Here is a 23,076-nt window from a genome sequence, read left to right as displayed (position 1 = left end):
ATGGTCGATCAAGAAGAACGGCTCATCAATTTGTATTAAATTATATTAGTGAAGATAATTAAGGAATATAAAAAGAAAAGAGGTTGAGCCACAGATGTGATTCAACCTCTTTTTATTTGACTATTTATTAGTTCGTTAACTTAAGGCCAATATTAAGATGAAAAGCACATCTAATACGTATATTAATACTGGAACTTCTTTTGCTCTTCCTGAAGCAAGCATTAAGAATCCATAAACAATAAAGCCAAAAGCAATACCTTTTGCAATACTAAATGTTAGTAACATCATTATAATTGTAATGAATGCGGCAAAGGCAGTTTCTTTATCTTTAAAGTCAATCTCTCCTAATGACTGTGCCATGAGACAACCAACAACAATAAGGGCTGGTGCTGTAATCTCTGGTGTTACAATAGCAAAAATAGGAGCAAAAATAGTTGCAATTAAGAAGAAAATACCGGTGAAAACAGATGTCAATCCAGTTTTTCCACCTACTTCAACGCCTGTCAATGACTCTACATATGTTGTAACAGATGAAGTACCCATTACAGCACCTGCTGTAGTTGCAATTGAATCTGCAAATAATGCTCTGCCTACATTTTTTGGCTGACCATCTTTTTCAATTAGTCCTGCTCTTCTAGTGACAGAAAGAAGTGTACCTGTAGCATCAAAGAAGTCTACAAAGAGAACCGTGATTATTACAATTAATGTACCTGTAATATGTTCTGCTGTAAGGAGACTTGGTATTGCGCCAAAACATTGACCGAATAAATCAACTGGCGGTGTCCAAGAAAAAATACCATTTGAAGGTAACATAACACCTAAATCCCAGAAGCCATTTGCTGCGCCAGCAGTATAAGTTATGATTAAACCTACAATGGTGGAAATAACAATTCCGAAGAATACTGACGCTTTAACTTTTCTAGACATTAGAAAGAAAATAACTAAAACACCAAATATTGAAAGAAGTACTTTAGGATTTGTTAAGTCTCCCATGCCTACAAAAGTGCCTTCATTGGGAATAATAATACCTGATTTTTGTAAACCAATAAATGCAATGAAGAAACCGATTCCAACACCAACTGCAGCTTTTAGGGAATTAGGAATTGCACGAATGACCTTTTCTCTAAGGCCTGTTGCAGTAATAAGGATAAAAATAATACCAGATAAGAATACTGCGGCTAATGCTTGTTGCCAAGTAAAGCCCATACCACCCATTGCTACTGGAGCAGCTACTGTAAAGGCAACGAATGCGTTCATTCCCATGCCAGGGGCTAAAGCAACTGGTAAGTTACCTAAGATACCCATTAAAATTGAACCAAATGCACCGGATAAAGCAGTAACAAAAACCAATTGTCCTAGGTAAGCTTCTGGATTGCCAGGCGTATTAATAACTGTACCTAGAATCTGTGGATTAACAATTAGAATATAGGCCATGGCCAAAAATGTTGTGAAACCTGCTAAAAGTTCTACTCTGACTGTAGTTTTGTTTTCTTTTAGCTTAAAAACTTTTTTAAACATGTAACTATCCCTCCTTAACTTTATTATATTAATAATAGAGAGATATGTATAAAAACACAAGTGAAAATTTAAAAAAAATAGATTGAAAACGTTTTCAAATTATGGGTAAATCATCAATTTTATTGTATTATAACAGTAATAATGATATTATTTTTATAATATGAAGTAAAGAGAATGACTTTAAATTTTTAGCTCAAGAAAAGGAGGATGAGAAAAGTGGGCATTAAAGAGAAAATTGATGGTGCTATGGGTCGGATTAAATGTGATTTAGTCCTAAAAAATGGTCATATAATTAATGTGTTTACTAATGAAATCATCAATGGTAATTTAGGCATATTAGAGGGTATAATTATTGGAATTGGGGATTATGAAGGTAAGGAAGAAATTGATTTAAAAGGTAAATATGTCAGTCCTTCATTTATAGATGCTCATGTTCATATTGAATCTTCAATGGTGGCACCACCTTTATTTGCTAAAAATATTATTCCTAGAGGAACTACTACTGTTATTGCTGACCCTCATGAAATTGCCAATGTTTCCGGTTTGGCTGGTATTTCCTATATTCTGGATTCTACAGAAGAGACGCCGCTGGATGTTTATGTTATGTTGCCTTCTTGTGTGCCTGCAACGCCTTTTGAAACATCTGGAGCAATTCTAAAAGCTAAAGATTTAAAAAAACTAATTAATCATCCGAGAGTAAAAGGATTAGGAGAATTAATGGATTATGTTGGTGTTGTTAACGGCAGTCAGGATATTATTGATAAATTAGAAATAGCTAAAGATAAAATTGTTGATGGTCATGGACCAAACTTGTTTGGAAAAGAACTAAATGTTTATGCTGTTTCAGGTGTAAAAACAGATCATGAGTGTACAACACCAGAAGAAATGCTAGAGCAGTTAAGGGCTGGTTTTTATATTCAAATGAGACAGGGGACTGTCACTAAGGATGTGGAGAATTTATTGTCAGCCTTAAATAAAGATAACTTAAGAAGATGTCTATTCTGTTCTGATGATAAACATCCTGAAAAAATTTCGGAGCGAGGACATATTAATGAAAATATAAATATAGCTATAAAAGGTGGTGTTGAACCTATTGATGCTATTAAAATGGCTTCTCTTAATGCTGCAGAATGTTATGGCTTAAAAGGAAAAGGTGCTATTGCTCCAGGCTATATTGCTGATTTAATTGTTTTTGATTCCTTAACTAATATTAAGCCAAGCTTAGTTTTTAAAAATGGAAAGCTAGTGGCAGAGGATAGTAAGCCTTTATTTAGAGTAGCAGGAGATGTTGGTAGCGAAAAAATAATATCAAAAGTGAATATTAAGGAAATTACTAAGCGCGATATAGCCCTTTATTTAAAAGGCAACAAGGTTAATGTTATTAAAATTTTACCTGATAGTGTTGTTACAAAAAAAGTTATAAGGGAAGTAAAAATTGAAAATGGTGTTTTTATCAAAGATCCTAATGTAGACATTTGTAAAATTGTAATTATTGAAAGACATAGCGGTAAGTCTACTTTATTTACGGCTTTAATTGAAGGCTTTGGTATCGAAAATGGTGCTATTTCATCTACGGTAGCTCATGATAGTCATAATTTAATTATTATTGGTGATAATGATGAGGATATTTTAAATTGTATAAGAAGAACTAAAGAAATAGATGGTGGTATTACCATTAGCAGTGGTGGTAAAATTATAGGTGAGATATCTCTGAAAATTGCTGGTTTAATGTCTACAGAGGATTTGGAAGTTGTTAGTGCTAAAATGAATGAATTGACAGCACTTACTAAACCTCTAAAAATTAATGAAAGGGTAGATCCTTTTATGACATTAGCATTTATGGCACTGCCTGTTATTCCTGAGATTAAAATTACAGATAAAGGATTGTTTGATGTTAATTTATTTGAATTTATTACAGTTGATGCTGAATAGATGAAAAATACGTAAAATTAAATAGTTTTATAAAAGTCTTTAGTAGTGTAAGTGTTACTAAAGACTTTTTTGTATTATATATAGATTTTTCTTGTTTATATGGATACTTTGACTATTGATATATATCAATGTTTTTATTCTATTATTCTTTTACCATTATACAGAGGAGCGTGAAGATGAGAATAATATTTAAACTTACTAATTCAACTAAAGTATTTATAGAGGAGATTCGTGTTAAAACAGCTAATAAAATTCCTGTGGAAATATTTATACGGAAAGGTTTTTCTAAAAAATACTTATAAAGCAAATCTTGAGGATACAGGAAGGAGTAGACATGGTAACAGTAGAAAATGTTAATCATAAGTTTAACAAAGGAAAAGTAGTAGTTCCAATTTTACATAATATTAACTTTCAAGTTGACAAGGGGAGCTTTGTTTCATTGTGTGGCCCCCTCTGGTTCTGGGAAGTCAACGTTATTAAATTTGTTAGCTGGACTTATGAAACCAACAACAGGCGGTATTATTATTAATCACCAAATAACATCTACAATGTCAGAAAATGAACTTTGTTTTTTTAGACAGAAAATATGGGTTTCATATTTCAAGCATACAATTTGATTCCCCGTTTAACTGCTATGGAAAATATTGAACTTCCTCTTATTTTTGCAGGTCTAGGAAAGTCAGAGAGGCTACAAAAAGCAAAAGAAGCTTTAGTAATGGTAGGCCTAGAAAATAGGATGAATCATAAACCTACCGAACTTAGTGGTGGTCAACAACAGAGAGTATCGATTACTAGAGCTATTGTTACTAACCCAGCCATTATTTTAGCTGATGAGCCAACAGGTAATTTAGATAGTAGAAAAAGCAGTCAATATGATTTTAAAATTCTGTGTGGAAGAGTAGGGTTAAATAGTAATGAAATAATGTTAGGTGAAAATTCATATGAATATTTTAAATTTTCATATGAAGGTGATTTTGGTGAAATGAAATTACCTTCAAGTTTTGATTTTTTAAATAGAAAGATTAGTATTACACAAACAGAAATGAGTAAAAATAATGAGGGGTATTTTTCCCAAAGAGTGAATATTGATGAATTTATAGTTGTCGGTATCTTGGCTGAAGGCAATAAAGGCTTGGACTTTGGATTTAATACAGGTCCTACAGTTTACTTTACGGAAGAAAAGATTAATAGTTTGAACAACTGGTATTCTACTGATGAAGGCAGAGAAATAACCAAGGTGAAAAAGTGTACTCAGGTGCAACGGTAGCAGTTTTTAATCAAGAGGATATTAATGATGTTACTCATATAATTACAGATAAAGGATACAAAGCATTTTCTTTAAATAGTATTATTGATCAATTAAATATTATGCTGTCAGCTGTTAAGGTAATATTAGGGGGATTGCTGCAATTGCTTTATTAGTAGCAACTATTAATATTATGAATACTATGTATATGTCTGTTTTAGAAAGAAATAAGTAAATCGGAGTTATGAAAGTTCTTGGGGCACCTATCTCAGCTATTCGCCAAATGTTTTTATGTGAGGCAGGCTTTATAGGCATTACAGGTGGTGTGTTAGGAATTCTAGTAGGGATTGTAATTACTTATTTGCTTGGGAACTTACTGGCCTGGCTATATTGGAGGTGGAGCGGTCATCGTATTTCCCTTTAAGATAGATGTTGGATTAGTTTTAGTATTAAGTTTAATTGCCGCTATTGTAGGCATGTTAGCAGGATTTTTACCTGCTAACAAGGGTGCAAAAATTAGTCCCCTTGATGAAATTAGAAAAGAATAAAGGAGATAGAGAGTGAGTAGAAAAAATATAATAACCATAAAAAGAAAATCAAATGGATTGTTTTATTATTATTTTTCCTAATCTTGGGAGTTTTTTGTTGCTGTCAGCTGTATTAAACGAGAGCGGAAAGGAGACAAAGGAGAAAACTACAAACAAAGGTGAGGCAATAGCGGTTAGCGTTGGAGAAGTTGTAAAGAATATAAAAGTTAGAGGTAATTTAATACCTGCGCAAGAAGAAGATATTTTAACCTCTCAAGGCGCTATAATTCAAGAATTGTTTTTATAATACGGGTGACAGAGTAGAGAAAGGCTGGAAAGTTGCTACTGTATCAGCAAATGGAAATCAAGCTAAGTATACAGCAAGTATCAATGGTAAAATTGAAGAAGTAAACTATAAGGAAAAGCAAGTAGTTACGGATAGTTCTAAAGCGATTATAAAAATTTTTGATGATTCAAGTTATCGCATGAAAGCCAATATAAGTGAGTCTGATATTGCAACTGTAGAAATAGGACAATTAGCAACTTTAGAGTTAAAAGCTTTTCCCAACAGTATCATTAATGGTAAAGTTGATAAAATTGAAAGCTCTGGTAATATTTCAGATACTGGAAAAACAACATATGGGGTGGAAATTCTGTTGGAAAATTCACAAACTGAGCAATATAAATCTGGTATGACAGGAGATGTTGAAGTCAATGTAGGTCATTTAGAAAATGTCCTAAGGTTACCTTTAAATGCCATTGTTTTAACAAGCAATGGTAGGGGTGAAGTAAGGGTTTTAAATCCAGAACAAAAATTAATTACAAAAGAAGTCCTCGTTGGTTTAGTAGGCAATGAATATGTTGAGATTATTGAAGGGTTGCTCGAACTGGAACCCCCATATAAAAAAACTATAGGGCTTGTAAGACCCTGGAGAAAAGAAGAAAATAGAAAGAAAGGAAGTTAAAAATGAAAATAGTAAAGAAGTATAATAACATTAGAAAATTAGTAGTAGTGTTATTGATTAGTTTATTCTTTTTTTAGGAACATTACCAATAATAGCTGCCAGCAATTCTGCTAGCAATCTAAATTATGGACAACTACAAGGCCAAGATGTTTTTTGTAGGCTATCAAAATGAAAAATTAGTGGCAGGCACTAACTATAAATACACCATAAGTTATGAAGCCAATATTACTGATGCTCCCAATTTAGTTACAGGTCAATCTGCAAAGCGCGGTATTTTTATGCCAAGTTCATCTGGTGCACCTATTGATAGTTCGTTGATAGATAAGAATAGTGTAAATATAGATGTTGCCATGCCTGGTAATTCAACTTTCAAGCATGTTATGACTTTTAAGGCTTTAAAAGACGGACAAGCAGATGTCGGCGTATCTTTAGGATCTGGTTCTGTTTTGCCGACAACGCCTTTTGATACTATTATATGGAAAAGCGCTTTGGTTGAAAAAGAGGTAATACCTGGAGTGGTTAATACTCCACCAAATATTATTGCCAAAGATAAAATAGTTGAATTAAATGGAAAGCATGATCCTTTAGAAGAAGTTGACGCTATTGATGCTGAGGATGGTAATTTAAAGGACAAAGTTACTGTAACAAAAATACAGTAGATGTAACTAAAGTAGGGCAGTATGAGGTTAGCTATTATGTGAAGGATAAAGGAGGCCTAGAAGCACGAAAAACAATAACGGTACCAGTTATCGATAATTCAAATCCGATTGTTTACTTACCTGTTATTCATGCTTCTGATAAAACAATATATGTAAATGATCTATTTGATCCGATGGAGGATGTGAAAGCTATTTGTCCTCTTGATGGGGATATTACAAACTTAATTGAGATTGCTACAAATACAGTTGATACAAGTAAGGTTGGTCTTTATGATGTTGTTTACACTGTAACTAATTCTACTAATCAAGATGCTACTAAAGCAGTTAAGATTAATGTTATTTCAGCAGTTAAAATTAATGTTATTTCAAAAAAACCATAGATAATCCAACTACCCCTAATAAACCAGTAATAAAAGGTGAAGTAAATGGGGAAAATAAAACACAAAGTACTGAAGAAAAAAGTTGCCAATGAATTGCCAAAAACTGGAAATAATAATATAGTATTATTTTCTCTAGGTATTTTAATTGTTGGTGTAGTTCTTTTTAAGTTAACAGGAATTAAAAAAGAAAAATAGCACATAGTCAATAGACGTTTCCGAAAAATCGGATTATTTTAGAAAATAAAAAGGATTGAATTTAGATATCTAGATTCAATCCTTTTTGAGTATTTGTTTTAATTTATTTTCCTGCGATTCTTTCTAACTGCCCCTCATCGACAATTGTTATTGTAGAATTTTTCATTTTAATAACTGCCATTTCATGTAATCTTTTTAATTGCCTGCTAAGTGTTTCTTGGGACATACTAAGAAGCTTTGCAGTTTCCTTTTTTGTCAAAGGCAGTTTTACCTTTTGCTTATTTTTATCAGTTAGGTTATTGTTATTAATAGCGATGAGGTGTAGATATGAGGCTGTTCTTTGAAAGGTATCATTAGTACCTACAATGCCAAGTAAATTTTCCATGTTTTTAGTGTGTTTTAATAAGCAATTAAAAATAGTAGTTGAGATATCAGGTATGTCTTTTAGAATTTGATGAATATTATTATTGTCTAAAATGTAGACTGTTGCAGTTGTTAGGGTTTCTAGATAGACATTAGAAAAATCATCATCTTCGATTACAAAAAATCTCCCTCTTCATAAATATTTAGAATTTGTTCTTTTCCGTTGTCTGAAAGATAATACTTTTTTATTTTTTCCTTTTTGTAAAAAATAATAGTTAACTATATCGTTATATTTACATGGAAGGTGCATGTGTTTTGTAAAATGCTTAATATTACTATATTCTTTGATTTTATTTAAATGGTGAATAGGCTTGATTTTTAAATCATCCATACAATCACTTCCTAGAGTATCTATTTATGATTAAAAAACTTAATAAATCCATTTCAAACTAGGTATTTGCTAAGGTTTTTTCTTGTATTTATTAAGTTTGCATCATTTAAGTATTTAATTTGTCTACTTGCGTCCTCTCTTGTTAAGTTGCACATTTCTGAAGTAATCTGATGTGTCAAAAATGAAGGCAAGTAAATACTATTTTTATTGTATTTACCAAAGGATTCTCCAATGACCAAAAGCGTTAGGTAAGCTCGCTGGGTTTTAGTCATACAACTGATATGGGATAGTTTGTACTTGGTTAAGCGTTCTTTGCTTTGTAATGCTAACATTATTTTTTCGTGTTGTATAAATTGTTGTATTCTATTCAGAAAAAATTTTTTGGTATATTTAAAATCGTTGTACTGGCTAATGCAAAATATTTACTTTCAGATGAACATTCTGAAAAACTTTCAATTAAGTCGATGAAATCATCCAGTATATTCGTAATAATTTTTTTGCCATTTGGAAGAATATCATATTCAGCAATGTATCCATGTGAAATAAGGGTAATTTCTTCTTTCCTGTTAGTTTGTCTGAAAATATCATTTTTTTAGTTGAATCTTTTTAATATTTACGTTGGTTTGTTCTTCTGCTATTAGTTCCGAAATGAAATTATTTTTAACATCTTCAAAATCAGGAGGAATTGTCATTTCTTTCAAAGTTCCTCAGATTGTTTTATTGTGTTGTATAATAACTGACTTTTAATTAAATCCAATTTTATGAGATTTTCTTTAACATTAATAATTTCAATTCTTTCTAATTCTTTAAAAAAATAATTAATATATCTTAACGAAACTTGGACAATTTCAGCAAGAACTTTTTTGCTAATAAAAAAAGGTAAAGTAATATGATTTTTTCATACTTATTAGGAACGAGAGAGTTAGTATAATGATAAAGTAAAAGAAAAATTTGTTTTTTAGCACTATAGTGCCGTAATTTTATAAATTGAGAATAAATTGTTTTAAACAGTACATAGTATTCAAATAATAATGCTTGTATTTTCCTATTTTTAGTAATCTGTTTTTTAATGTTTTCTGGTCTATTTTAAATGCCGTTGCTTTTGCAAGTATTTTAAGTTTCTCTTTTTTAAAATTTTGCTCAATTATGCTATTAAATGGAAAAATAAAGCTTGGCAGCCATAGCGAGGAAGGAAATGTAGGAATACCGTTTAGGTATTGATAATGTAATCCATAACCTTCATTAAAGATGTAAATATCATCGTTTATTTTTACATTGTCAATTATGTCATTTGTATCTAAAAAGCAAAGGTTTTTGTCTTGATTTACATCATTGAGATTCCTTATTAATGATTTTGAACATTTCAATATCTCTCTTGACAGATTTTTAAGCTTCATAAAATATTCACCTCAATTTGATTCTATATTAATTTAGTTTTATTATCGTTATATTATTATTATAGTCTTTTTTTGCATGTCTAAAATAGTGTTAAATATCCTTGATGTAAATATAAAGAATAGAACGTATTAATGACCTTTTAGTAACTATTTATTTTCATCTGTATTATATTTCCTGCAATTATGACCTTATATTATTGATCTGAATCAATAATATAAGGTCATAATAAAAAATTCAAGTAAATGTTTTCATAGTGGGTTTAAAAATATATTTTTAAATAAAAAATTATTTTCAGCTTATTAAAAAAGAGAAAAATATTTCATTACAGGACTAGATTTGATATAATCAAGAACAATGAGACTATAATTATGCTTCCGTAGCTCAGTAGGATAGAGCAGCAGTTTCCTAAACTGTTGGTCAGAGGTTCGAATCCTCTCGGGAGTACCAAAAAAGCGCTTAAAAAATGCGGTTAGGCGCTTTTTCATAATGTGTAATATTTAGTGATTTCAGACAAGTATACCCAATTATTTTACAAGAGTTATTTTCTTAAGGACATTTTCATCTTTTAATTTGTTTTCATCAATCCTGAAGGTATCATGAACATATGTTTAAGTGTAAAATTAATACTATGATAACCCATCCTGTTTTTAAAAATTTCAAGATTAACGTTATTACGGACAAAATTAGAAGCATATGTATGACAAAGTGCATAAAGTTTATACTCGAGGTTACCAGATGTCTCATGCGCCTTGAACTCATTGGGTATTATTTAGTCATATTCTTTGAAGTCCTGTAGGTATTTATCTAAGAAGAGTAGCAGTGGTTTGGAAATAAGAAAGGACCTGTTGGCATTTTCTGTTATTCCATTCATCCAATAGTAGTCTTTTTTTGAATGGCTGAGTGCTTTATTAATAAAACCGTAACTCCAATTAAAGTCAATATCTGATTTATGCAATCCAACAACTTCTTGAGGTCTTAGTTCATTCTTGTATATAAGCATGAATGCCACTTTATAATTAACTGATTCTGTATTATTTTAATAAAATCATTTTCAAGGATTGTAGGTAATGATGTTTTCATTTTTTGCTTGATTTAGACGCGCTCCAACAAAGAACCACATTTCCCCTGCTCTTGTTCCTAATTTAGGGGCTATGATGAGGTTAGTATATCCATGTAATTAATTTGGGCAATGATTTAGTGATAATGCTTTTTAGTTACGTTTATATACTCATCATAGGTTTTAGAACTCACTTCACCTTTTTTATATCTGACCATTCCCCAATCCATTCTTCAAAGCTAATTCCAGCATACTCTGAATTTCTTTTTAAATTTTCGAAATATTCATCAGCTTCCTTTTCAGTTTTACATTTATAAATTCCTTTAATCTTCTCTAAGCTAATGTTAGTTTTCCATAGTTTTTTATTTTTGATATAATTTGCCATTTTACATTCCTCATAAAAGAACTTCTTTACTTGCAGGCTTAGGTTCTTTTTTATTATTATTTTTTAATTTTGCTTAGTTTGTTTATTAAAAAATTCGATAAGTTCTGTAATGTTTATCTTGTTTTTCCCAATTAGGATAATTGATAAAATAAAAGTTTTTTTAAAGAAAGAGGTAATAGCCCCAGTTCTACTTAGAAATTGTGCTAGTTTCATTTTTACCGATATTAACAATAATGGGAGTACAACCTAAGCAAAATTTTACAACCTGACAGGGGTTAGGTCATGTAGTCGTAGGTTTCCCTTATTTACTAGCGATGTATATTATCACTCATGAATACAGTCCTTTGCTTCTTCTAAAAAATAAAATGATTAAAGATGTTAAACTAGATTGAGATGTTCATTGCTAAATTTCATACTTGCCGTGATGCCAAAAGATAATGCAACACTGACAAGAGGAGAAAAACATATTAAAATGTTTAAACAAAAGGTTTTAAGTTAATTAAAATTTATGATTCAGAATATAAGAGAGAAAGGAATTGATTTTAAATGTCAGAAAGAATATTAATTGACAGAGGACATGGAGGAAGTGATCCAGGTGCTGTTGGACAAGTTAGAGAGGTAGATATTACCCATGCTTGGGGCGCGGCGGAGTTAGAAAATGCATTAGCAAGGTTAGGTGGAGATTATTATGTTTTGCAAGATGGTGCTAATGCTAATAGTGATTTAACAGTACCAGTAAATGAGTCTAACAGATATGGGAAGCCTTGGTTGTTTGTTAGCCTACATGCAAATGCAGGAGGGGGAACAGGTTATGAGACTTATATTTATACAAAATCTTGGAGTGACCCATCAACATCTAATTTAGGACATACTGTGCATAATGCTTATGGTGCAGTAGCAAGGAAATATGGATTAGCAAATAGAGGTTTAAAAGCAGAAGACTTTTATGTATTGAGAGAAACCCAAAGAAGAGCAGTGTTGTTGAAGCTTGGATTTGTTGATAATAAGAAAGATGCAGATTTAATGGTCAAGGCTTCATATAGAACAGAGGCTTGTAAGAGCTTTAGCAAGGGCTTTGATGCGCGAGGCGGGGCAAATTATTAAGAACCTTTAGTTCCTAAACCTGAATATCTTGAAAATTTAACTTCTGGAACTATACTTAATTGTTCAAAATCAAGGAATGTAGCCCAAGGCTGGGAAGATAATGAGTCAGAAAGATAGATATTTAACTGGTCTAACGCTGCTGAACATTGGACTACTGCGCTTAATGGAGGTAAGAGAGTTTTAGACTTACCAGAGCTATCATTTAGAGAGGGTATTCAATTCATATTTTGGAATGAGGAACATGACCACTCTAGACAACAGTTTATACATAAACTTAGAGGTCAAACGGAGGCCGGCTTCCCAATAATTCAGATTATCAATAAGTATTCTGGAAAAGCAATTGATTTGGACTGTGGCAAAAAGGATAATGATGTTAAGATTCATGCTGTTAATCAAAATGATTCAACTAATCAAGATTGGATAGCTATTCTAATTAGGTGGTTTATTAAAGAAGAGATTGATAAGATTTTTAAGAAGTAGAGTAGTGGGATAATAGCCTAGGGGATTGATTTCCTCTAGGTTATTTATAAAAAATATTCTCTTTTTTATAAATTTTTATTGCACAAACTGTATTCTATAGTGTACACCTAAGGGAACAAAAAGACAGACTGAATATTTAATAAGAAAGAAGGTAAAAACCATGAAAAGTCAAAGTCTAGCCACGTTCAAAAAAGCTATTATGTGTTTACTAATAATAGCTATGTTATTCGCTAACTTATGTTTTGCACAACCACATTCTTTAAAGGCAGAAGAATCAGCAGCTAAGCAGGAACAAGTCATATTGCCTCAACCAGAAAAGCCAATTCAACCTGAAAAGCCAATTCAACCAGAAAAGCCAATTCAACCTGAAAAGCCAATTCAACCTGAAAAATCTGCTACTACGCAGGAACAATCTACGCATGTTGAAACAAAAGCTCCAGTTATTGATGTTCAGCTGGAAGAATGTCAATAGAGTAGATAGAAAAAAGTGAAATTAAGTTTGGCGTGTCAATAGAAAAGTGGACACAATAGTTAAGATAATTAGGTGGACACCTCAAATTGAGAAGGGGTTAAGTATGCCAAACTTGAATGCATCCGCTTTTTATTATAGTGATCCTCAAGATATTCATGTGTATCTACGATTGCATGACTCTTGCTTTATTAGCATTACCTCTCCCTTGAATGATTTGTAAAATGATTCCATCATTGGATTATCGTATGGGTTTCCTTTACGTAAGTAGCTATGGATAAAATGATAATGTTGTATTACTTCATAAAATCGATATAAAAATTAGCCCTGCTTTGGGTTTCTCTTTGATAATTGCCATTTCTAAGCTTTCTATAACCATTGTTAATCTCATGTGTGAGCGAATACTGTACCCTACAATCTTTCTTGTAAAACAATCAATAAATACGCTATAATAGATTATTCCTTCTTGGGTTGGTATATAGGTAATATCACCAAAGCAAATTTGATTTTTACAATTTGCTTTAAAGTCTTAATTCAGAATATTTGAATGGATATGATGGCTTGATTGTTTCCGATATTTTCTTCTTGTTCTTCTCGAAAATAACCCGCTTAAGTATAACCCTTCCATTATTATTTAGCGGTAATTAATGTGACATCAAGTACCTTTTAATCTTTTTATTTAAGGTAAAACTTCCTAGGCAATAAGCTTAGGGAGTTTTGCTATAGACATATAAAATATGATATGATATAATTTTAATGTACCTACCTAATAAGTAGGATTTTTATTTACAAAAGAAGGCATGTTCTGAAAAGATATGTCTTTTTTTGTTTGAGAAATATAGGATAACAAAAAAAGCCAATTCGCAATGGGCTGGCTTCTCTGAACTCCAAGGACACAAAATATGAAAAATCTATAATAAATATATCATGTTATATTTGATTATACAAATCCTAAAATAATATTTATTGCTCTCTTTTATTCAATTTTAGAAAAATAATAATTATTATGACTCAATGAAACTGTTTACAAAAAAGTAATTCAAAAAAATAGCATGATATTATTTACGATATCAATTATATTTATTATAATTATACTAATAATACTATATTTAAAAAGGAGATACTAAAATGAAAAAAATTATTCTTACTATTGTTAGTATGTTTTTTCTTAGTAAATACAGGCTCATTATTTGCGGGAACATTATCAAAAGGAGAGTTTGATGATTGGTACAGAAAAGACGTGAAAGGAGGGATTGTAACATTTGAACAACAATTCCCAAATACGTATACAGCAAAAGTGATAGCAAATTATTTTGGAAAAGAAATTACTGGTGTGATAGATGAGGATATACAAAATTGTAAAGGGCTTAGTATTGATGGATCTAATTTAACAGACCTTACTGGAATTGAAATATTTTCTAAATTAGAAAATATAGGTTTTGGAAATAATAAAATTAAAACTTTACCAGGGAGTATTGGAAAGCTAACTAATTTGCAATATATGCATGCGTTTAATAATGAAATAACAAGTTTGCCAGATAGTATAGGAGATTTGATAAATCTAAAAATTTTAGATATAAAACACAATAAATTAACAAATCTTCCTGACAGTTTTAAATATTTTAAGAATATTCAAATGGAGTTTGTTGATTTTTCAAATAACTTATTTCCTACTAATTTTGCTGAGCAATTACAGTCTTATGGTTTTACTAATTATGGTAATATGATGCAAGATAGTTTAGTCCTCAAGCAATAAGGAAAAGCATATGGGATAGGAAAAAAGAGTGATTTAAGTAAATTAGATTTTCAAAACTTGGTTACTATGCAAATAAAAAAGATGATGAAATAGCTCCAAATCCTAATTTTGTACTAATTAAATATACAGATACAGATAATAATGCTGTTAATATTGATGATTATTTTAATTTAGATGGTTCAGTAAAAAAAGAAGGTATGATTTATGCAAGTATTACGATAATAGAACCAGGAGTATTTATCAATAATGATAATGTTGAGACAAAAGATAAAATACAATTAAATCTTTCAAATGGAATTACAGATATTGCTACATGTAAAATTGATCCAATTTCAGATCAAACTTATAATGGGAATGAAGCAGAACCAAAACCAGTTATAACAAGTGGAGGGACAACATTAGAAGAAGGTATAGACTATATGCTTAATTATACTGACAATGTTAATGCTGGATTAGCAAAAGTGAATATTATTGGTATTGGTAATTATAATAATGTTAATGTAGTCAACTTTAAGATAAACAAAAGAGAATGTACTATAAAAGTAGGTTTTCAAGATAAAATATATGATGGCACAACAGATGTAATCATTGATATTGTATTGAATAATTTAGTTAGTAGTGAAAAAGAACATATTACTGCAGCAATTTCAGATTTAGCTAATCTTCATTTTATTAGTAAAGATGTAGGAATGAATGAAATTAAAACTGATTTACCATTAGATGATATCAATTCATATATATTTATGGATGCTGAGGGAGATTTTACCAATAATTACTTTTTTAGTTATGATGTACCACAAACGATGAGCGCTACCATTATAAAAGCTAATCCTGCTGTTGTAAGCAAGCCTATAGCTAGCGTAATTTCAAGTAGTAAGAAATTATCAGAGATAACTTTAACAGGAGGGGTGGTTAATGGTGTTATTGGTTCAGTGGATAGAAATATAAATGAAAGTAACTTACAAGGGATATGGACTTGGGTAAATCCAGATATAACAGTGACATCAAGCGATAACTATATAGCACAATTTGTTCCTACAAGTCAAAATTATAGCGTTATTGTAACAGATGTAAAGGTAAGTTTACTGAGTGACATAGTAACAGATGATAAATATGTTTTGCAAGCAAAAGAGTTTACTATTACTGAAGAAGAAGTAAATAATTTAAATATATTAGAAAAAGCAGAAGCTAAGGCTTGGAATTACCAGACCGATGAAGATGGCGTTTCTTCGATAATTCTTTCTGGTAAAGTAGAAAATAATGTAGGTGAATATCCTATTATTATAGCAGTGAATAAAAACACTAATCTAACGAAGACAATTAATATTACTGTAACAGGAGGGAATCAAAAGCCTACAAATCCTAACATTAATAATTATTATGATAATTATAGTAACAATGTAAATAGATATTATTTGCCTAAAACAGGTAATGGTAAGTTATTATTAATTAGTTTAATTACTTTAGGCATAGGTTGTCTGGGAAGTTATAGGGCAATTAAGAAATATAAAAGTTAGAAAAAAGTAACTGAATATGTGATAATGTCTATTAATAATAGCGATGTTATTTACTACTGCTCCAATTAGACTGGCTTCAGCTGTTGCAGAAGGTCAAGTATATTTTGCCAAAAACGAGTGGTAACATGGTAGTAATAAGTGGAATAATAATGTTGCTAGCAGGTACTATTCTTGGTTTGAGATTTAAAAAAATACAAAAAAATAATTTGTTTTTATTTCCCTTCAGGTTGATTATTGTATACTAACAGCACTTTGTCGATTAAAAACAAAGAAATTTATGCAACGCCAACTGTAGCTCATATATGGTGGGAATAGAACTGTGGAGCAATCTCTAATTATTTTTTGGATGATGAATAAACTGTATCCAGAAACATTGAATCGTAAAAAATTGGAAACTGAAATAAAATATTTCTATAGTAATTTTTTTCACTATGAGATGTCAGATGAACAAATTAAAAGTATGATAGATGGAAAACATTAATATGAATATGGAGATAGTGATAATTAAACCTCGAAGGTGCAGCAAATTTGCTACACCTGTTTTCACCACTTTCCTAAATAGTCCCGCTTTGTTTTCAATACAGCAAAAATATAGAAAATTAACATTAATACTATTATATAAGTCAAGGAAGGGAGGCAGGATAAAAGGAGAACATTTTCTTCCATTCCAGCAGCTATAGTCAGAGAGGCTCTTTGTGGCAGAATATTACTAATACCTTCAAAAATAGGATTGCCTTTGTCAAAGGAATAAAATCCTCCTGCAAGGATAGTTGTTAGTATTATAATAGCATTTCCAATCATCTTAGCTGAATCATTTTTATTAGAAAGAATAGAGAATAAAACAAGGCAGAATGTACTGGAAAAAGCACAGATAAGGGCGATGAGACCAACTAGCTCTAGTAGATTATATCCAAGCTCCAGTCTTATGATGTATTTTGTCACCAACAAAATGGCAATAGTAGGCAAAAACAAAAAAGAAAGGCAAAGATGCATTGGGATAATAAATATATGCTAATATTTATTGAAGAAGCTGAAATACGGGTAAGCTGACCTTTTTGTCTATCATCTGCATATAAGCCTATTGCCATTCCTCCAGATAAAAAGTAGGAACAGAATTAAAAATCCAAGTATATTTGTTCCTACACCTCTTTCGCCAAAGATTGACGGTGCTCTTTCTCCCTTCTCTAAAGCATCAACTATTTTCCTTGCGGTCTCCTTATTTTTAATACTTTCTATTGTGTATTCTCTACTTTCATTTATAGAGATTATAGCGTCGTATCGGCCTAATATTAAATCAGAAAAAGGTGGCGATGTTTCTACACGTGTAATGTTTACTGCATCTTCATTTATCCTAATACTGTCAGTAGATATAATCGCAACATTCCATTTTGATGCAGGCATATTACTGGTGAAAATTGCAGCTGTAAAAATCAGTAGTAAAAGGATGCCCTGTTTTTTCGGTACAAAGTTATTTACTAAAACTGCTTTCATAGATAATCCTCCCTATTAAAAAGCCTGCCACATAATAAAATGCACAGAATCGATATTAAAAAACATACTGCGCTACACCATCCAAGCAAAGCGAAACCTTGGGCATAAATTGCCTGAAAAGCAGCTTCTACTATCCAAGAGGCAGGTGATATGTAGCTGATAAATGCTGGGCCTTCCTAAGCTGTCAATGGGAAAGAAAACACTTCCTAAAAGGCAAACAATCATAACAGCATTAGACTGTATTTGATTTACCACTTTTTCATTTTTTAATAGATAACAAAACAAAATAGCAAAACTGACGGCAAACAATTCAAGGGCACAGAGTAACAACCAGAGGTAAAATATTGTTAGACCATTGCCTAGATTAACGCCTACGATAATGAAAAAGAAAAGTCCAACAATAGTATGGCAAAATACACCAAACAGAAAGGAAGCCAGAATCTTTGAAAAATAGATGAAGAAGTTTGGTACTGGCGCAGTACATAAGCGCATATTCGCTTTTACAATACGATCTTCCATAAAACTATTTGCTGCTACAGTTGAGTTTTGTAATGCAGCAAAGACAAACATTGTTAAACAGTAATAATTAAAAGAAGTAAATGCTTCTCCGTACAGCCCTTTTGTAATAAAGCCTATAATGAGAGCTAAGGGCAAAGGAAAGGATATATTCACAATTAATTGCATAGGGTTTGTAAATAGATTTTTTAAATCCATCTTTAGTATGGTTTTAAATTTATACATTCTTTCCTCCTTAATCTCGAAGAGAGCGCCCAGTAAGAGATAGAAAAACTGCCTCAAGGCTAGGTGCCTGGGCGGATATATCATAAATTTTACATCCCTGTGCTATAAGTACAGGGATTATCTGGTTCAAATTTTCTACATGTTTGTCTGAAAAAATTTGGAGAATATTATTTCTTAATTTTATTTTCCTAATACCTTTAATGGTCAAGAGTTTATTTGTTTTCAGTATATTCATGTTACTGCCTTTAATATAAATTATTTTTTCTTTATTTATATTCTCTTCTATTTCTTCTTTTGTTCCAGAGGCAATAATTTTGCCTTTATCCATAATTATAATGCGGGAGGCAATTTTCTCTACTTTATCCATATAATGGGTGGTGTAGATAATGGTTATCCCTTGTTCTCGCAGGTTCATTACAGATTTCAGTATGTGGTTTCGAGACTGAGGATCAATACCTACTGTAGGCTCATCCATAATCAATAGCTCTGGTCTGTGGGCTAAAACAAAGGGAGCATAAATATTGCCTTTGTCAGGCAACAGAGCCCCCATAAGCATATTAATGGTTTTGTGCTTTTACCAGCACCATTTGGCCCTAATATACAAAGGGTTTCCCCTTTATAAACCTTAAAGCTAATAGTATCAACTGCTTTATTTTTTTATAGCTTTTTGCTAGTTCGGAAACTTGTATCATTTCTTCTATTTTATTCTCCTGCTTCTTTTTGATTTTACTTTTCTCTTGAAGATTCGCTTTCTCTATTGTTGTCTGCGATAAATAAATATATCTACTAATGAGGCAAAAGTGCCAGCTTTAGCACCAAATAGTCTTTCTAAATTGTAAATAAATGCCTTGATTTTTTGAACAAGTTCTTTTTGTGTTAAGTTTTCCAAATAATTGTTGAATACAGTATTGCTATAGGTAATAATCATTTCTATACTTTCAAAAGGATATGCTGTATCAAATATTCCTTCATTAATTCCATCTTTTGTAATTTCTAAGAGAATTGGTGGGACTTTTTTTAATATTGTCTCCTCGATTTTCTGATGCATTAAAGCATTCTGGGGTTTGTGTAGTGCTTCTGTAATTGGATTTACAGGATTATCCTTGTAGGTGTTCATAGACATAAGGGTTTTAATCATACGCTTAAGTACAGGGATACTTTTATCATTGGCAATTAGCTCAGCCTCAGTTAAAAGTTTGCTGGTTTGCCGTTCAATGAGAGCATTCATAATATCTTCTTTAGATTTAAAATGGTAGTAGATTGTTCCTCTAGCTACACCTACTTTTTCAATAATCTCGCTAATAGTTGTATCATCATAGCCTTTTAGAGTAAATAGTTCTTCAGCTACATCCATGATTTCATTTTTACGTTCATCAGCGTTTTTTACATCCCGCATAATATTCCTCTTTTCATTATTTTTATTATTAGACTGACGTTCAGTCTAATAATAAACTTGTTCTGTTATTTTGTCAAGACTAATATTATATTAAAAAAGCAATTAAGTTAGCTGTCTTTTATTTTGCTAATTTATAAAAAACACTCAGGCTTGATAACCTGAGTGTTTATAATTTTATTCATTTAGCGTTAGCTATCTTCTAGACTTTTTGATATGGGCTTAAGCATTTAGAGCATTTCCAGAAAAGCTTCTAGTCGAGTTTTAATTTGTCCTGAATCTGATGTTGAATAATCTGTTTCAAGACTCATGTAAGGGGTTTGTTTGGCATTAACTGTTCTTTTTACTCGTTCTGTTTCTACATTGTAGGTATGGCAGGCTTGAAGAACTACATCAATAACGCCATCAACTTGATATTCGTCAATTAATTTTTCAAGTTCTTCATGTCGCCCTTCATTAGGGGACATAACAGAACAAGGTATTTTAAGGTATCGTTCTGCAATGGCTTTTATGGGTTCTTCATTTTCATCTACTAAGTTATTGAAGTTTTTGGTACCGATACAGTTTTCAAAGCATACAACTACAGCACCAGCTTCTTCAAGTGGTTTCACTATTTTAGCTTGGACACCACCACTAGGGCAGCCTGTAATTAATATTCTTTTAGCATCAGGGCTAATTTCACATTCATTATTAGCGTATTTTGTTTTTAGATTGTCAATAAGTTCACGCATTTGGATGCTTTGTTCTTCTTTATTAAACATAAAACCTGACCCAAAAAGAATAGTATGAAGCTCAGTGCCTGAAATAGGTGTTGGTCTTAATTTTGGAAGGTTGTAGAGTTCTTGGAGGAGAGCTCTTTCATGATTACATAGCTTTATAGCATCTTTTAACTTTTCTTCTGTTATTTTAACTTTAAATTTGTCTTCAAGTTTTTCCTTGAAAAGTTTTACTTCATTTTCCCAGAGTTTTTGTCCAGATTCTTTTGTTGGATTATTGGGTAAATCCATAACATAGGTATCTTTTATTTCATTTAAAAGTTCATACATTTTCTTTTTACCATCACAAGTAGTTTCTCCAACAATAACATCTGAAAAATAGATGTAGGGACATTTGTCTGTAATGGCAAAGCCATAACTTGATTTAATGAGAGGACAAAGATTTTTTGGTAAATGTTTTTCTGCTTCGCCAATTGTTTCATCACTGACCGAACAGAGGCCTACTGGATGCGCCCCTGCTGCATAAATAACTTCTTTAGGCGCATAGGTACAGAAAATACCGACAACTTTTTCTCCGTTGTCTTTAAAGTTCTTCATTTTTATGAAGCCTTGTTGTCTTGCCTCGTCAAATGTTTCAAAAATTTCTGGTAATTTGTTTTTTTCCAATGGTTTCATCTCCTATCTAAATTTTCAGCTAATAGTGCAGCGCCAATGGCGCCAGCAAATTGAGCTTGTGGATGAGTCATTACTTCTTTTTCTAAAGTCTTAGCCAAGGCTTTGGCTAAATAAGGAAATTGGTATAGTCCTCCTGTTAGAAAAAAAGCCTGACTGTTTATTTTACTGCTTAATTGGGCTACTTTTTGGATGACAGAATCTACGATACCATAGCTAATATCTTTTCTATCTGACCCTTGGCCAATTAAGCTTATTACTTCAGATTCTGCAAAAACAGTGCACATTGAACTAATGGTTACATTACTACCAGCTTCAGCTAATTTAAAGAGCTCTTCCATAGAAACATTAAGTGTGTTGCACATAATTTCTAGGAAACGACCTGTACCAGCTGAACATTTATCATTCATAATAAAGTTAGTGACAATGCCATTTTCTAAAGCAATAATTTTCGTGTCTTGACCACCAATATCAATTATGGTTACATCTTGCCCATGGAGATAGGTAACCCCTTTACCATGGCAAGTTATTTCTGTTATAACTTTATGGCTATAGGGAACTGAAACTCTTCCATAACCAGTTGCGATATAAATGCTCTCCTTTTCAGGAATACCTTCAGCTATTAACCAGCTTTTTATTTCCTCTGCTGTTTTTCGGCTATTCCAACCTGTTGGTTGAAGCTTTTCTTTAATAATTTCATTATTTTTAATGACAATGGTCTTGGCTGCTGTTGAACCAATATCAATGCCTACATAATACATATATAGGCTCCTTTCATGTTCACTTCTATGTTATTATACCTATTATATATAAAGGAGTGAATGATTTTAGACAAAATTGATTTATTATTTCATAAAGAAAGGAAAAAGATAAGTGTATTTTATAAACTTAAGCATTTACAATTTTAAAGAAAGTAATTCTTGGTTTATTGTTTGTTTGTCCAATGATAAGTAGGTTAGTGATGTTTTATAATATTACTATAGGGCTATTTAATACACGCTTTGTAAATGGTTATTATTGTTTTACGAATAGTCTTGGGAAAAACCTAGATAAATTAATAAAAAGAGTCTATAGCAACCATATAATAAGATGAATTTTAATAGACCTGTGATTGAATATGGAAAATGAATGTTTTAAAGGAGGAAAAAATGACTACACTAATTTTTGCCCATCCTTGGCATGGGAGTTTTAACAAAGCAATTTTTGATATTGTTAGAGAATGTATAGACCAGAAAGGAAGGGACTATCAGGTTATTGATTTAAATAAAGATGGTTTTAATCCGATAATGACAGAGTTAGAGTTAGGCTTATTTGCTGAAGGCAAGTATAGTGATTCTTTAGTAGGCAAATATCAGGAAATGCTAAGAATAACTGATGAATTGATTATTATTTTTCCAATATGGTGGTTTTCTATGCCTGCAATTTTAAAGGGTTTTTTGATAAAGTTATGTTAAAAGACTTTGCCTATAAAATTACAGAAAAGGGTTTGCAAGATTTACTTACAAATATTAAGAAGACGACTATTATTACTACATCAAGCACTGATAAAAAACTTGCTAAGCGTGCAATTGAAAATGGATTAATTAATAGTATTTGTTCAGATATAGGCATTAGTAATATTGTTTGGTTACATTGTAGTAACACAAAAAAGAGGCGAAACAAAGAGAATTATTTATTGAAAAAATAAAAATAGAAATTTAAAATATTAAAAGCTTTTATGA

General features: G+C 31.3%; 33 protein-coding genes, 1 tRNA gene and 1 pseudogene. 21 read left to right on the top strand and 14 right to left on the bottom strand.

Going from position 1 to position 23,076, the window contains the following annotated elements; all coding sequences use genetic code 11:
- Nucleotides 1–135: 135 nt before the first annotated feature.
- On the bottom strand, nt 136–1,518 hold the full coding sequence (locus AZF37_RS08280) for an NCS2 family permease (protein ID WP_088370369.1): 1,383 nt from the start codon (nt 1,516–1,518) through the stop codon (nt 136–138).
- A 207-nt stretch (nt 1,519–1,725) separates the two neighbouring features.
- Here AZF37_RS08280 and ade point away from each other — a divergent pair, with 207 nt between their 5' ends.
- The 12 genes from ade (at nt 1,726) to AZF37_RS08240 (ending at nt 7,422) form a co-directional block, all read left to right on the top strand.
- Complete coding sequence (gene ade / locus AZF37_RS08275; RefSeq protein ID WP_088370368.1) at nt 1,726–3,450, top strand: adenine deaminase; 1,725 nt, start codon at nt 1,726–1,728, stop codon at nt 3,448–3,450.
- A 176-nt stretch (nt 3,451–3,626) separates the two neighbouring features.
- A complete protein-coding gene (locus AZF37_RS12520) occupies nt 3,627–3,752 on the top strand; it encodes a hypothetical protein (protein WP_281178864.1) in 126 nt (41 codons plus the stop codon).
- A 141-nt stretch (nt 3,753–3,893) separates the two neighbouring features.
- Nucleotides 3,894–4,067: an ATP-binding cassette domain-containing protein gene (locus AZF37_RS11875; RefSeq protein WP_245612097.1), complete on the top strand. Its 174-nt coding sequence runs from the start codon at nt 3,894–3,896 to the stop codon at nt 4,065–4,067.
- Complete coding sequence (locus AZF37_RS08270) at nt 4,037–4,717, top strand: ABC transporter ATP-binding protein (RefSeq protein ID WP_281178863.1); 681 nt, start codon at nt 4,037–4,039, stop codon at nt 4,715–4,717. Before AZF37_RS11875 ends, AZF37_RS08270 begins: the two co-directional genes overlap by 31 nt.
- Nucleotides 4,696–4,872, top strand: coding sequence for a hypothetical protein (locus tag AZF37_RS10695; RefSeq protein ID WP_162474019.1), 177 nt, complete (start codon nt 4,696–4,698; stop codon nt 4,870–4,872). The genes AZF37_RS08270 and AZF37_RS10695 overlap by 22 nt, the downstream gene beginning before the upstream one ends.
- A 68-nt stretch (nt 4,873–4,940) precedes the next feature.
- The gene (locus AZF37_RS13470) at nt 4,941–5,120 is read left to right on the top strand and encodes an FtsX-like permease family protein (protein WP_088370367.1); all 180 of its coding nucleotides are present in this window, start codon (nt 4,941–4,943) and stop codon (nt 5,118–5,120) included.
- A complete protein-coding gene (locus AZF37_RS10915; protein ID WP_172793107.1) occupies nt 5,062–5,244 on the top strand; it encodes a hypothetical protein in 183 nt (60 codons plus the stop codon). Before AZF37_RS13470 ends, AZF37_RS10915 begins: the two co-directional genes overlap by 59 nt.
- A 52-nt stretch (nt 5,245–5,296) precedes the next feature.
- On the top strand, nt 5,297–5,530 hold the full coding sequence (locus AZF37_RS08260) for a hypothetical protein (RefSeq protein ID WP_088370366.1): 234 nt from the start codon (nt 5,297–5,299) through the stop codon (nt 5,528–5,530).
- 178 nt (nt 5,531–5,708) lie between these two features.
- Nucleotides 5,709–6,188 (top strand): efflux RND transporter periplasmic adaptor subunit, encoded by a 480-nt coding sequence (locus AZF37_RS08255; RefSeq protein ID WP_483855411.1) that lies wholly within the window; start codon nt 5,709–5,711, stop codon nt 6,186–6,188.
- A gap of 125 nt (nt 6,189–6,313) precedes the next feature.
- Nucleotides 6,314–6,847 (top strand): hypothetical protein, encoded by a 534-nt coding sequence (locus AZF37_RS08250; RefSeq protein WP_088370364.1) that lies wholly within the window; start codon nt 6,314–6,316, stop codon nt 6,845–6,847.
- Between the two features lie 38 nt (nt 6,848–6,885).
- Nucleotides 6,886–7,227 carry an immunoglobulin-like domain-containing protein gene (locus AZF37_RS08245; RefSeq protein ID WP_088370363.1) on the top strand — a complete coding sequence of 114 codons (342 nt, stop codon included), beginning with the start codon at nt 6,886–6,888 and terminating at the stop codon, nt 7,225–7,227.
- Nucleotides 7,228–7,272: 45 nt separating this feature from the next.
- The gene (locus AZF37_RS08240) at nt 7,273–7,422 is read left to right on the top strand and encodes an LPXTG cell wall anchor domain-containing protein (RefSeq protein ID WP_088370362.1); all 150 of its coding nucleotides are present in this window, start codon (nt 7,273–7,275) and stop codon (nt 7,420–7,422) included.
- Between the two features lie 103 nt (nt 7,423–7,525).
- Here AZF37_RS08240 and AZF37_RS08235 read toward each other — a convergent pair whose 3' ends face one another.
- The 3 genes from AZF37_RS08235 to AZF37_RS08225 all read right to left on the bottom strand — a co-directional run bounded on the left by AZF37_RS08235 (nt 7,526) and on the right by AZF37_RS08225 (nt 9,573).
- Nucleotides 7,526–7,807: a Crp/Fnr family transcriptional regulator gene (locus AZF37_RS08235; RefSeq protein WP_088370361.1), complete on the bottom strand. Its 282-nt coding sequence runs from the start codon at nt 7,805–7,807 to the stop codon at nt 7,526–7,528.
- 171 nt (nt 7,808–7,978) lie between these two features.
- The gene (locus tag AZF37_RS08230; RefSeq protein WP_088370360.1) at nt 7,979–8,176 is read right to left on the bottom strand and encodes a hypothetical protein; all 198 of its coding nucleotides are present in this window, start codon (nt 8,174–8,176) and stop codon (nt 7,979–7,981) included.
- 980 nt (nt 8,177–9,156) lie between these two features.
- Nucleotides 9,157–9,573 (bottom strand): hypothetical protein, encoded by a 417-nt coding sequence (locus AZF37_RS08225; protein WP_088370359.1) that lies wholly within the window; start codon nt 9,571–9,573, stop codon nt 9,157–9,159.
- Between the two features lie 371 nt (nt 9,574–9,944).
- Between AZF37_RS08225 and AZF37_RS08220 the strand changes: the two genes are divergently transcribed.
- Nucleotides 9,945–10,021 (top strand) — tRNA-Arg (locus tag AZF37_RS08220).
- Nucleotides 10,022–10,821: 800 nt separating this feature from the next.
- On the opposite strand, the gene AZF37_RS08210 is transcribed toward AZF37_RS08220, so the two are convergent.
- On the bottom strand, nt 10,822–11,016 hold the full coding sequence (locus AZF37_RS08210) for a hypothetical protein (protein WP_088370357.1): 195 nt from the start codon (nt 11,014–11,016) through the stop codon (nt 10,822–10,824).
- 546 nt (nt 11,017–11,562) lie between these two features.
- Here AZF37_RS08210 and AZF37_RS08205 point away from each other — a divergent pair.
- The 3 genes from AZF37_RS08205 to AZF37_RS08200 all read left to right on the top strand — a co-directional run bounded on the left by AZF37_RS08205 (nt 11,563) and on the right by AZF37_RS08200 (nt 13,072).
- A complete protein-coding gene (locus AZF37_RS08205) occupies nt 11,563–12,120 on the top strand; it encodes an N-acetylmuramoyl-L-alanine amidase (protein WP_088370356.1) in 558 nt (185 codons plus the stop codon).
- 345 nt (nt 12,121–12,465) lie between these two features.
- Nucleotides 12,466–12,600, top strand: a complete 135-nt coding sequence (locus AZF37_RS12515; RefSeq protein ID WP_281178861.1) for a hypothetical protein — start codon at nt 12,466–12,468, stop codon at nt 12,598–12,600.
- 160 nt (nt 12,601–12,760) lie between these two features.
- Complete coding sequence (locus AZF37_RS08200) at nt 12,761–13,072, top strand: hypothetical protein (RefSeq protein WP_088370355.1); 312 nt, start codon at nt 12,761–12,763, stop codon at nt 13,070–13,072.
- A gap of 298 nt (nt 13,073–13,370) precedes the next feature.
- On the opposite strand, the pseudogene AZF37_RS13460 reads toward AZF37_RS08200, so the two are convergent.
- Nucleotides 13,371–13,574: pseudogene (locus AZF37_RS13460) on the bottom strand (DDE-type integrase/transposase/recombinase); the annotation flags it as partial.
- Between the two features lie 645 nt (nt 13,575–14,219).
- Between AZF37_RS13460 and AZF37_RS08190 the strand changes: the two are divergent.
- From AZF37_RS08190 to AZF37_RS12510, 3 genes are all read left to right on the top strand, one after another.
- Nucleotides 14,220–14,825 carry a leucine-rich repeat domain-containing protein gene (locus AZF37_RS08190; protein WP_088370353.1) on the top strand — a complete coding sequence of 202 codons (606 nt, stop codon included), beginning with the start codon at nt 14,220–14,222 and terminating at the stop codon, nt 14,823–14,825.
- A gap of 197 nt (nt 14,826–15,022) precedes the next feature.
- Nucleotides 15,023–16,342, top strand: a complete 1,320-nt coding sequence (locus AZF37_RS08185) for a hypothetical protein (protein ID WP_088370352.1) — start codon at nt 15,023–15,025, stop codon at nt 16,340–16,342.
- 346 nt (nt 16,343–16,688) lie between these two features.
- Entirely contained in the window at nt 16,689–16,823 is a 135-nt protein-coding gene (locus AZF37_RS12510) for a hypothetical protein (RefSeq protein ID WP_281178860.1), read from the top strand.
- A gap of 62 nt (nt 16,824–16,885) precedes the next feature.
- Here the strand turns inward: AZF37_RS12510 and AZF37_RS10690 are convergent, their stop codons facing one another.
- From AZF37_RS10690 to AZF37_RS08150, 8 genes are all read right to left on the bottom strand, one after another.
- Nucleotides 16,886–17,314 (bottom strand): ABC transporter permease, encoded by a 429-nt coding sequence (locus tag AZF37_RS10690; protein WP_172793106.1) that lies wholly within the window; start codon nt 17,312–17,314, stop codon nt 16,886–16,888.
- A 90-nt stretch (nt 17,315–17,404) separates the two neighbouring features.
- Entirely contained in the window at nt 17,405–17,833 is a 429-nt protein-coding gene (locus AZF37_RS08175) for a hypothetical protein (protein WP_088370350.1), read from the bottom strand.
- A gap of 72 nt (nt 17,834–17,905) precedes the next feature.
- A complete protein-coding gene (locus tag AZF37_RS08170; RefSeq protein WP_162474016.1) occupies nt 17,906–18,574 on the bottom strand; it encodes an ABC transporter permease in 669 nt (222 codons plus the stop codon).
- A 10-nt stretch (nt 18,575–18,584) separates the two neighbouring features.
- Entirely contained in the window at nt 18,585–19,112 is a 528-nt protein-coding gene (locus AZF37_RS08165) for a DrrA family ABC transporter ATP-binding protein (RefSeq protein ID WP_342668646.1), read from the bottom strand.
- Nucleotides 19,073–19,210: an ATP-binding cassette domain-containing protein gene (locus tag AZF37_RS12860; RefSeq protein WP_342668717.1), complete on the bottom strand. Its 138-nt coding sequence runs from the start codon at nt 19,208–19,210 to the stop codon at nt 19,073–19,075. Before AZF37_RS12860 ends, AZF37_RS08165 begins: the two co-directional genes overlap by 40 nt.
- 118 nt (nt 19,211–19,328) lie before the next feature.
- Nucleotides 19,329–19,970 carry a TetR/AcrR family transcriptional regulator gene (locus AZF37_RS08160; protein WP_088370348.1) on the bottom strand — a complete coding sequence of 214 codons (642 nt, stop codon included), beginning with the start codon at nt 19,968–19,970 and terminating at the stop codon, nt 19,329–19,331.
- A gap of 227 nt (nt 19,971–20,197) precedes the next feature.
- The gene (locus AZF37_RS08155; protein WP_088370347.1) at nt 20,198–21,349 is read right to left on the bottom strand and encodes a double-cubane-cluster-containing anaerobic reductase; all 1,152 of its coding nucleotides are present in this window, start codon (nt 21,347–21,349) and stop codon (nt 20,198–20,200) included.
- Nucleotides 21,350–21,354: 5 nt separating this feature from the next.
- Nucleotides 21,355–22,116, bottom strand: coding sequence for an acyl-CoA dehydratase activase (locus tag AZF37_RS08150; RefSeq protein WP_088370346.1), 762 nt, complete (start codon nt 22,114–22,116; stop codon nt 21,355–21,357).
- A gap of 387 nt (nt 22,117–22,503) precedes the next feature.
- On the opposite strand from AZF37_RS08150, the gene AZF37_RS12855 reads away from it, so the two are divergent.
- The gene (locus AZF37_RS12855) at nt 22,504–22,809 is read left to right on the top strand and encodes an NAD(P)H-dependent oxidoreductase (RefSeq protein ID WP_342668645.1); all 306 of its coding nucleotides are present in this window, start codon (nt 22,504–22,506) and stop codon (nt 22,807–22,809) included.
- Nucleotides 22,803–23,042 (top strand): hypothetical protein, encoded by a 240-nt coding sequence (locus AZF37_RS12850; protein WP_342668644.1) that lies wholly within the window; start codon nt 22,803–22,805, stop codon nt 23,040–23,042. The genes AZF37_RS12855 and AZF37_RS12850 overlap by 7 nt, the downstream gene beginning before the upstream one ends.
- Nucleotides 23,043–23,076: the final 34 nt, after the last annotated feature.

Source organism: endosymbiont 'TC1' of Trimyema compressum, assembly GCF_001584725.1.
Lineage (GTDB): Bacteria > Bacillota > TC1 > TC1 > TC1 > TC1.
The sequence above is the reverse complement of the archived record's forward strand: the minus strand, read 5'-3'. Positions and strand labels throughout refer to the sequence as shown.

Bases quoted from the DNA above. Each gene is read 5' to 3' on its own strand.
- AZF37_RS08280 (WP_088370369.1), bottom strand. From the start codon at position 1,518: ATGTTTAAAAAAGTTTTTAAGCTAAAAGAAAACAAAACTACAGTCAGA.
- ade (WP_088370368.1), top strand. From the start codon at position 1,726: ATGAGAAAAGTGGGCATTAAAGAGAAAATTGATGGTGCTATGGGTCGG.
- AZF37_RS12520 (WP_281178864.1), top strand. From the start codon at position 3,627: ATGAGAATAATATTTAAACTTACTAATTCAACTAAAGTATTTATAGAG.
- AZF37_RS08270 (WP_281178863.1), top strand. From the start codon at position 4,037: ATGGGTTTCATATTTCAAGCATACAATTTGATTCCCCGTTTAACTGCT.
- AZF37_RS13470 (WP_088370367.1), top strand. From the start codon at position 4,941: ATGAAAGTTCTTGGGGCACCTATCTCAGCTATTCGCCAAATGTTTTTA.
- AZF37_RS08260 (WP_088370366.1), top strand. From the start codon at position 5,297: ATGGATTGTTTTATTATTATTTTTCCTAATCTTGGGAGTTTTTTGTTG.
- AZF37_RS08255 (WP_483855411.1), top strand. From the start codon at position 5,709: ATGAAAGCCAATATAAGTGAGTCTGATATTGCAACTGTAGAAATAGGA.
- AZF37_RS08250 (WP_088370364.1), top strand. From the start codon at position 6,314: ATGGACAACTACAAGGCCAAGATGTTTTTTGTAGGCTATCAAAATGAA.
- AZF37_RS08240 (WP_088370362.1), top strand. From the start codon at position 7,273: ATGGGGAAAATAAAACACAAAGTACTGAAGAAAAAAGTTGCCAATGAA.
- AZF37_RS08235 (WP_088370361.1), bottom strand. From the start codon at position 7,807: ATGGAAAATTTACTTGGCATTGTAGGTACTAATGATACCTTTCAAAGA.
- AZF37_RS08230 (WP_088370360.1), bottom strand. From the start codon at position 8,176: ATGGATGATTTAAAAATCAAGCCTATTCACCATTTAAATAAAATCAAA.
- AZF37_RS08225 (WP_088370359.1), bottom strand. From the start codon at position 9,573: ATGAAGCTTAAAAATCTGTCAAGAGAGATATTGAAATGTTCAAAATCA.
- AZF37_RS08210 (WP_088370357.1), bottom strand. From the start codon at position 11,016: ATGGCAAATTATATCAAAAATAAAAAACTATGGAAAACTAACATTAGC.
- AZF37_RS08205 (WP_088370356.1), top strand. From the start codon at position 11,563: ATGTCAGAAAGAATATTAATTGACAGAGGACATGGAGGAAGTGATCCA.
- AZF37_RS08200 (WP_088370355.1), top strand. From the start codon at position 12,761: ATGAAAAGTCAAAGTCTAGCCACGTTCAAAAAAGCTATTATGTGTTTA.
- AZF37_RS08185 (WP_088370352.1), top strand. From the start codon at position 15,023: ATGATTTATGCAAGTATTACGATAATAGAACCAGGAGTATTTATCAAT.
- AZF37_RS12510 (WP_281178860.1), top strand. From the start codon at position 16,689: ATGATGAATAAACTGTATCCAGAAACATTGAATCGTAAAAAATTGGAA.
- AZF37_RS08175 (WP_088370350.1), bottom strand. From the start codon at position 17,833: ATGAAAGCAGTTTTAGTAAATAACTTTGTACCGAAAAAACAGGGCATC.
- AZF37_RS08170 (WP_162474016.1), bottom strand. From the start codon at position 18,574: ATGTATAAATTTAAAACCATACTAAAGATGGATTTAAAAAATCTATTT.
- AZF37_RS08160 (WP_088370348.1), bottom strand. From the start codon at position 19,970: ATGCGGGATGTAAAAAACGCTGATGAACGTAAAAATGAAATCATGGAT.
- AZF37_RS08150 (WP_088370346.1), bottom strand. From the start codon at position 22,116: ATGTATTATGTAGGCATTGATATTGGTTCAACAGCAGCCAAGACCATT.
- AZF37_RS12855 (WP_342668645.1), top strand. From the start codon at position 22,504: ATGACTACACTAATTTTTGCCCATCCTTGGCATGGGAGTTTTAACAAA.
- AZF37_RS12850 (WP_342668644.1), top strand. From the start codon at position 22,803: ATGTTAAAAGACTTTGCCTATAAAATTACAGAAAAGGGTTTGCAAGAT.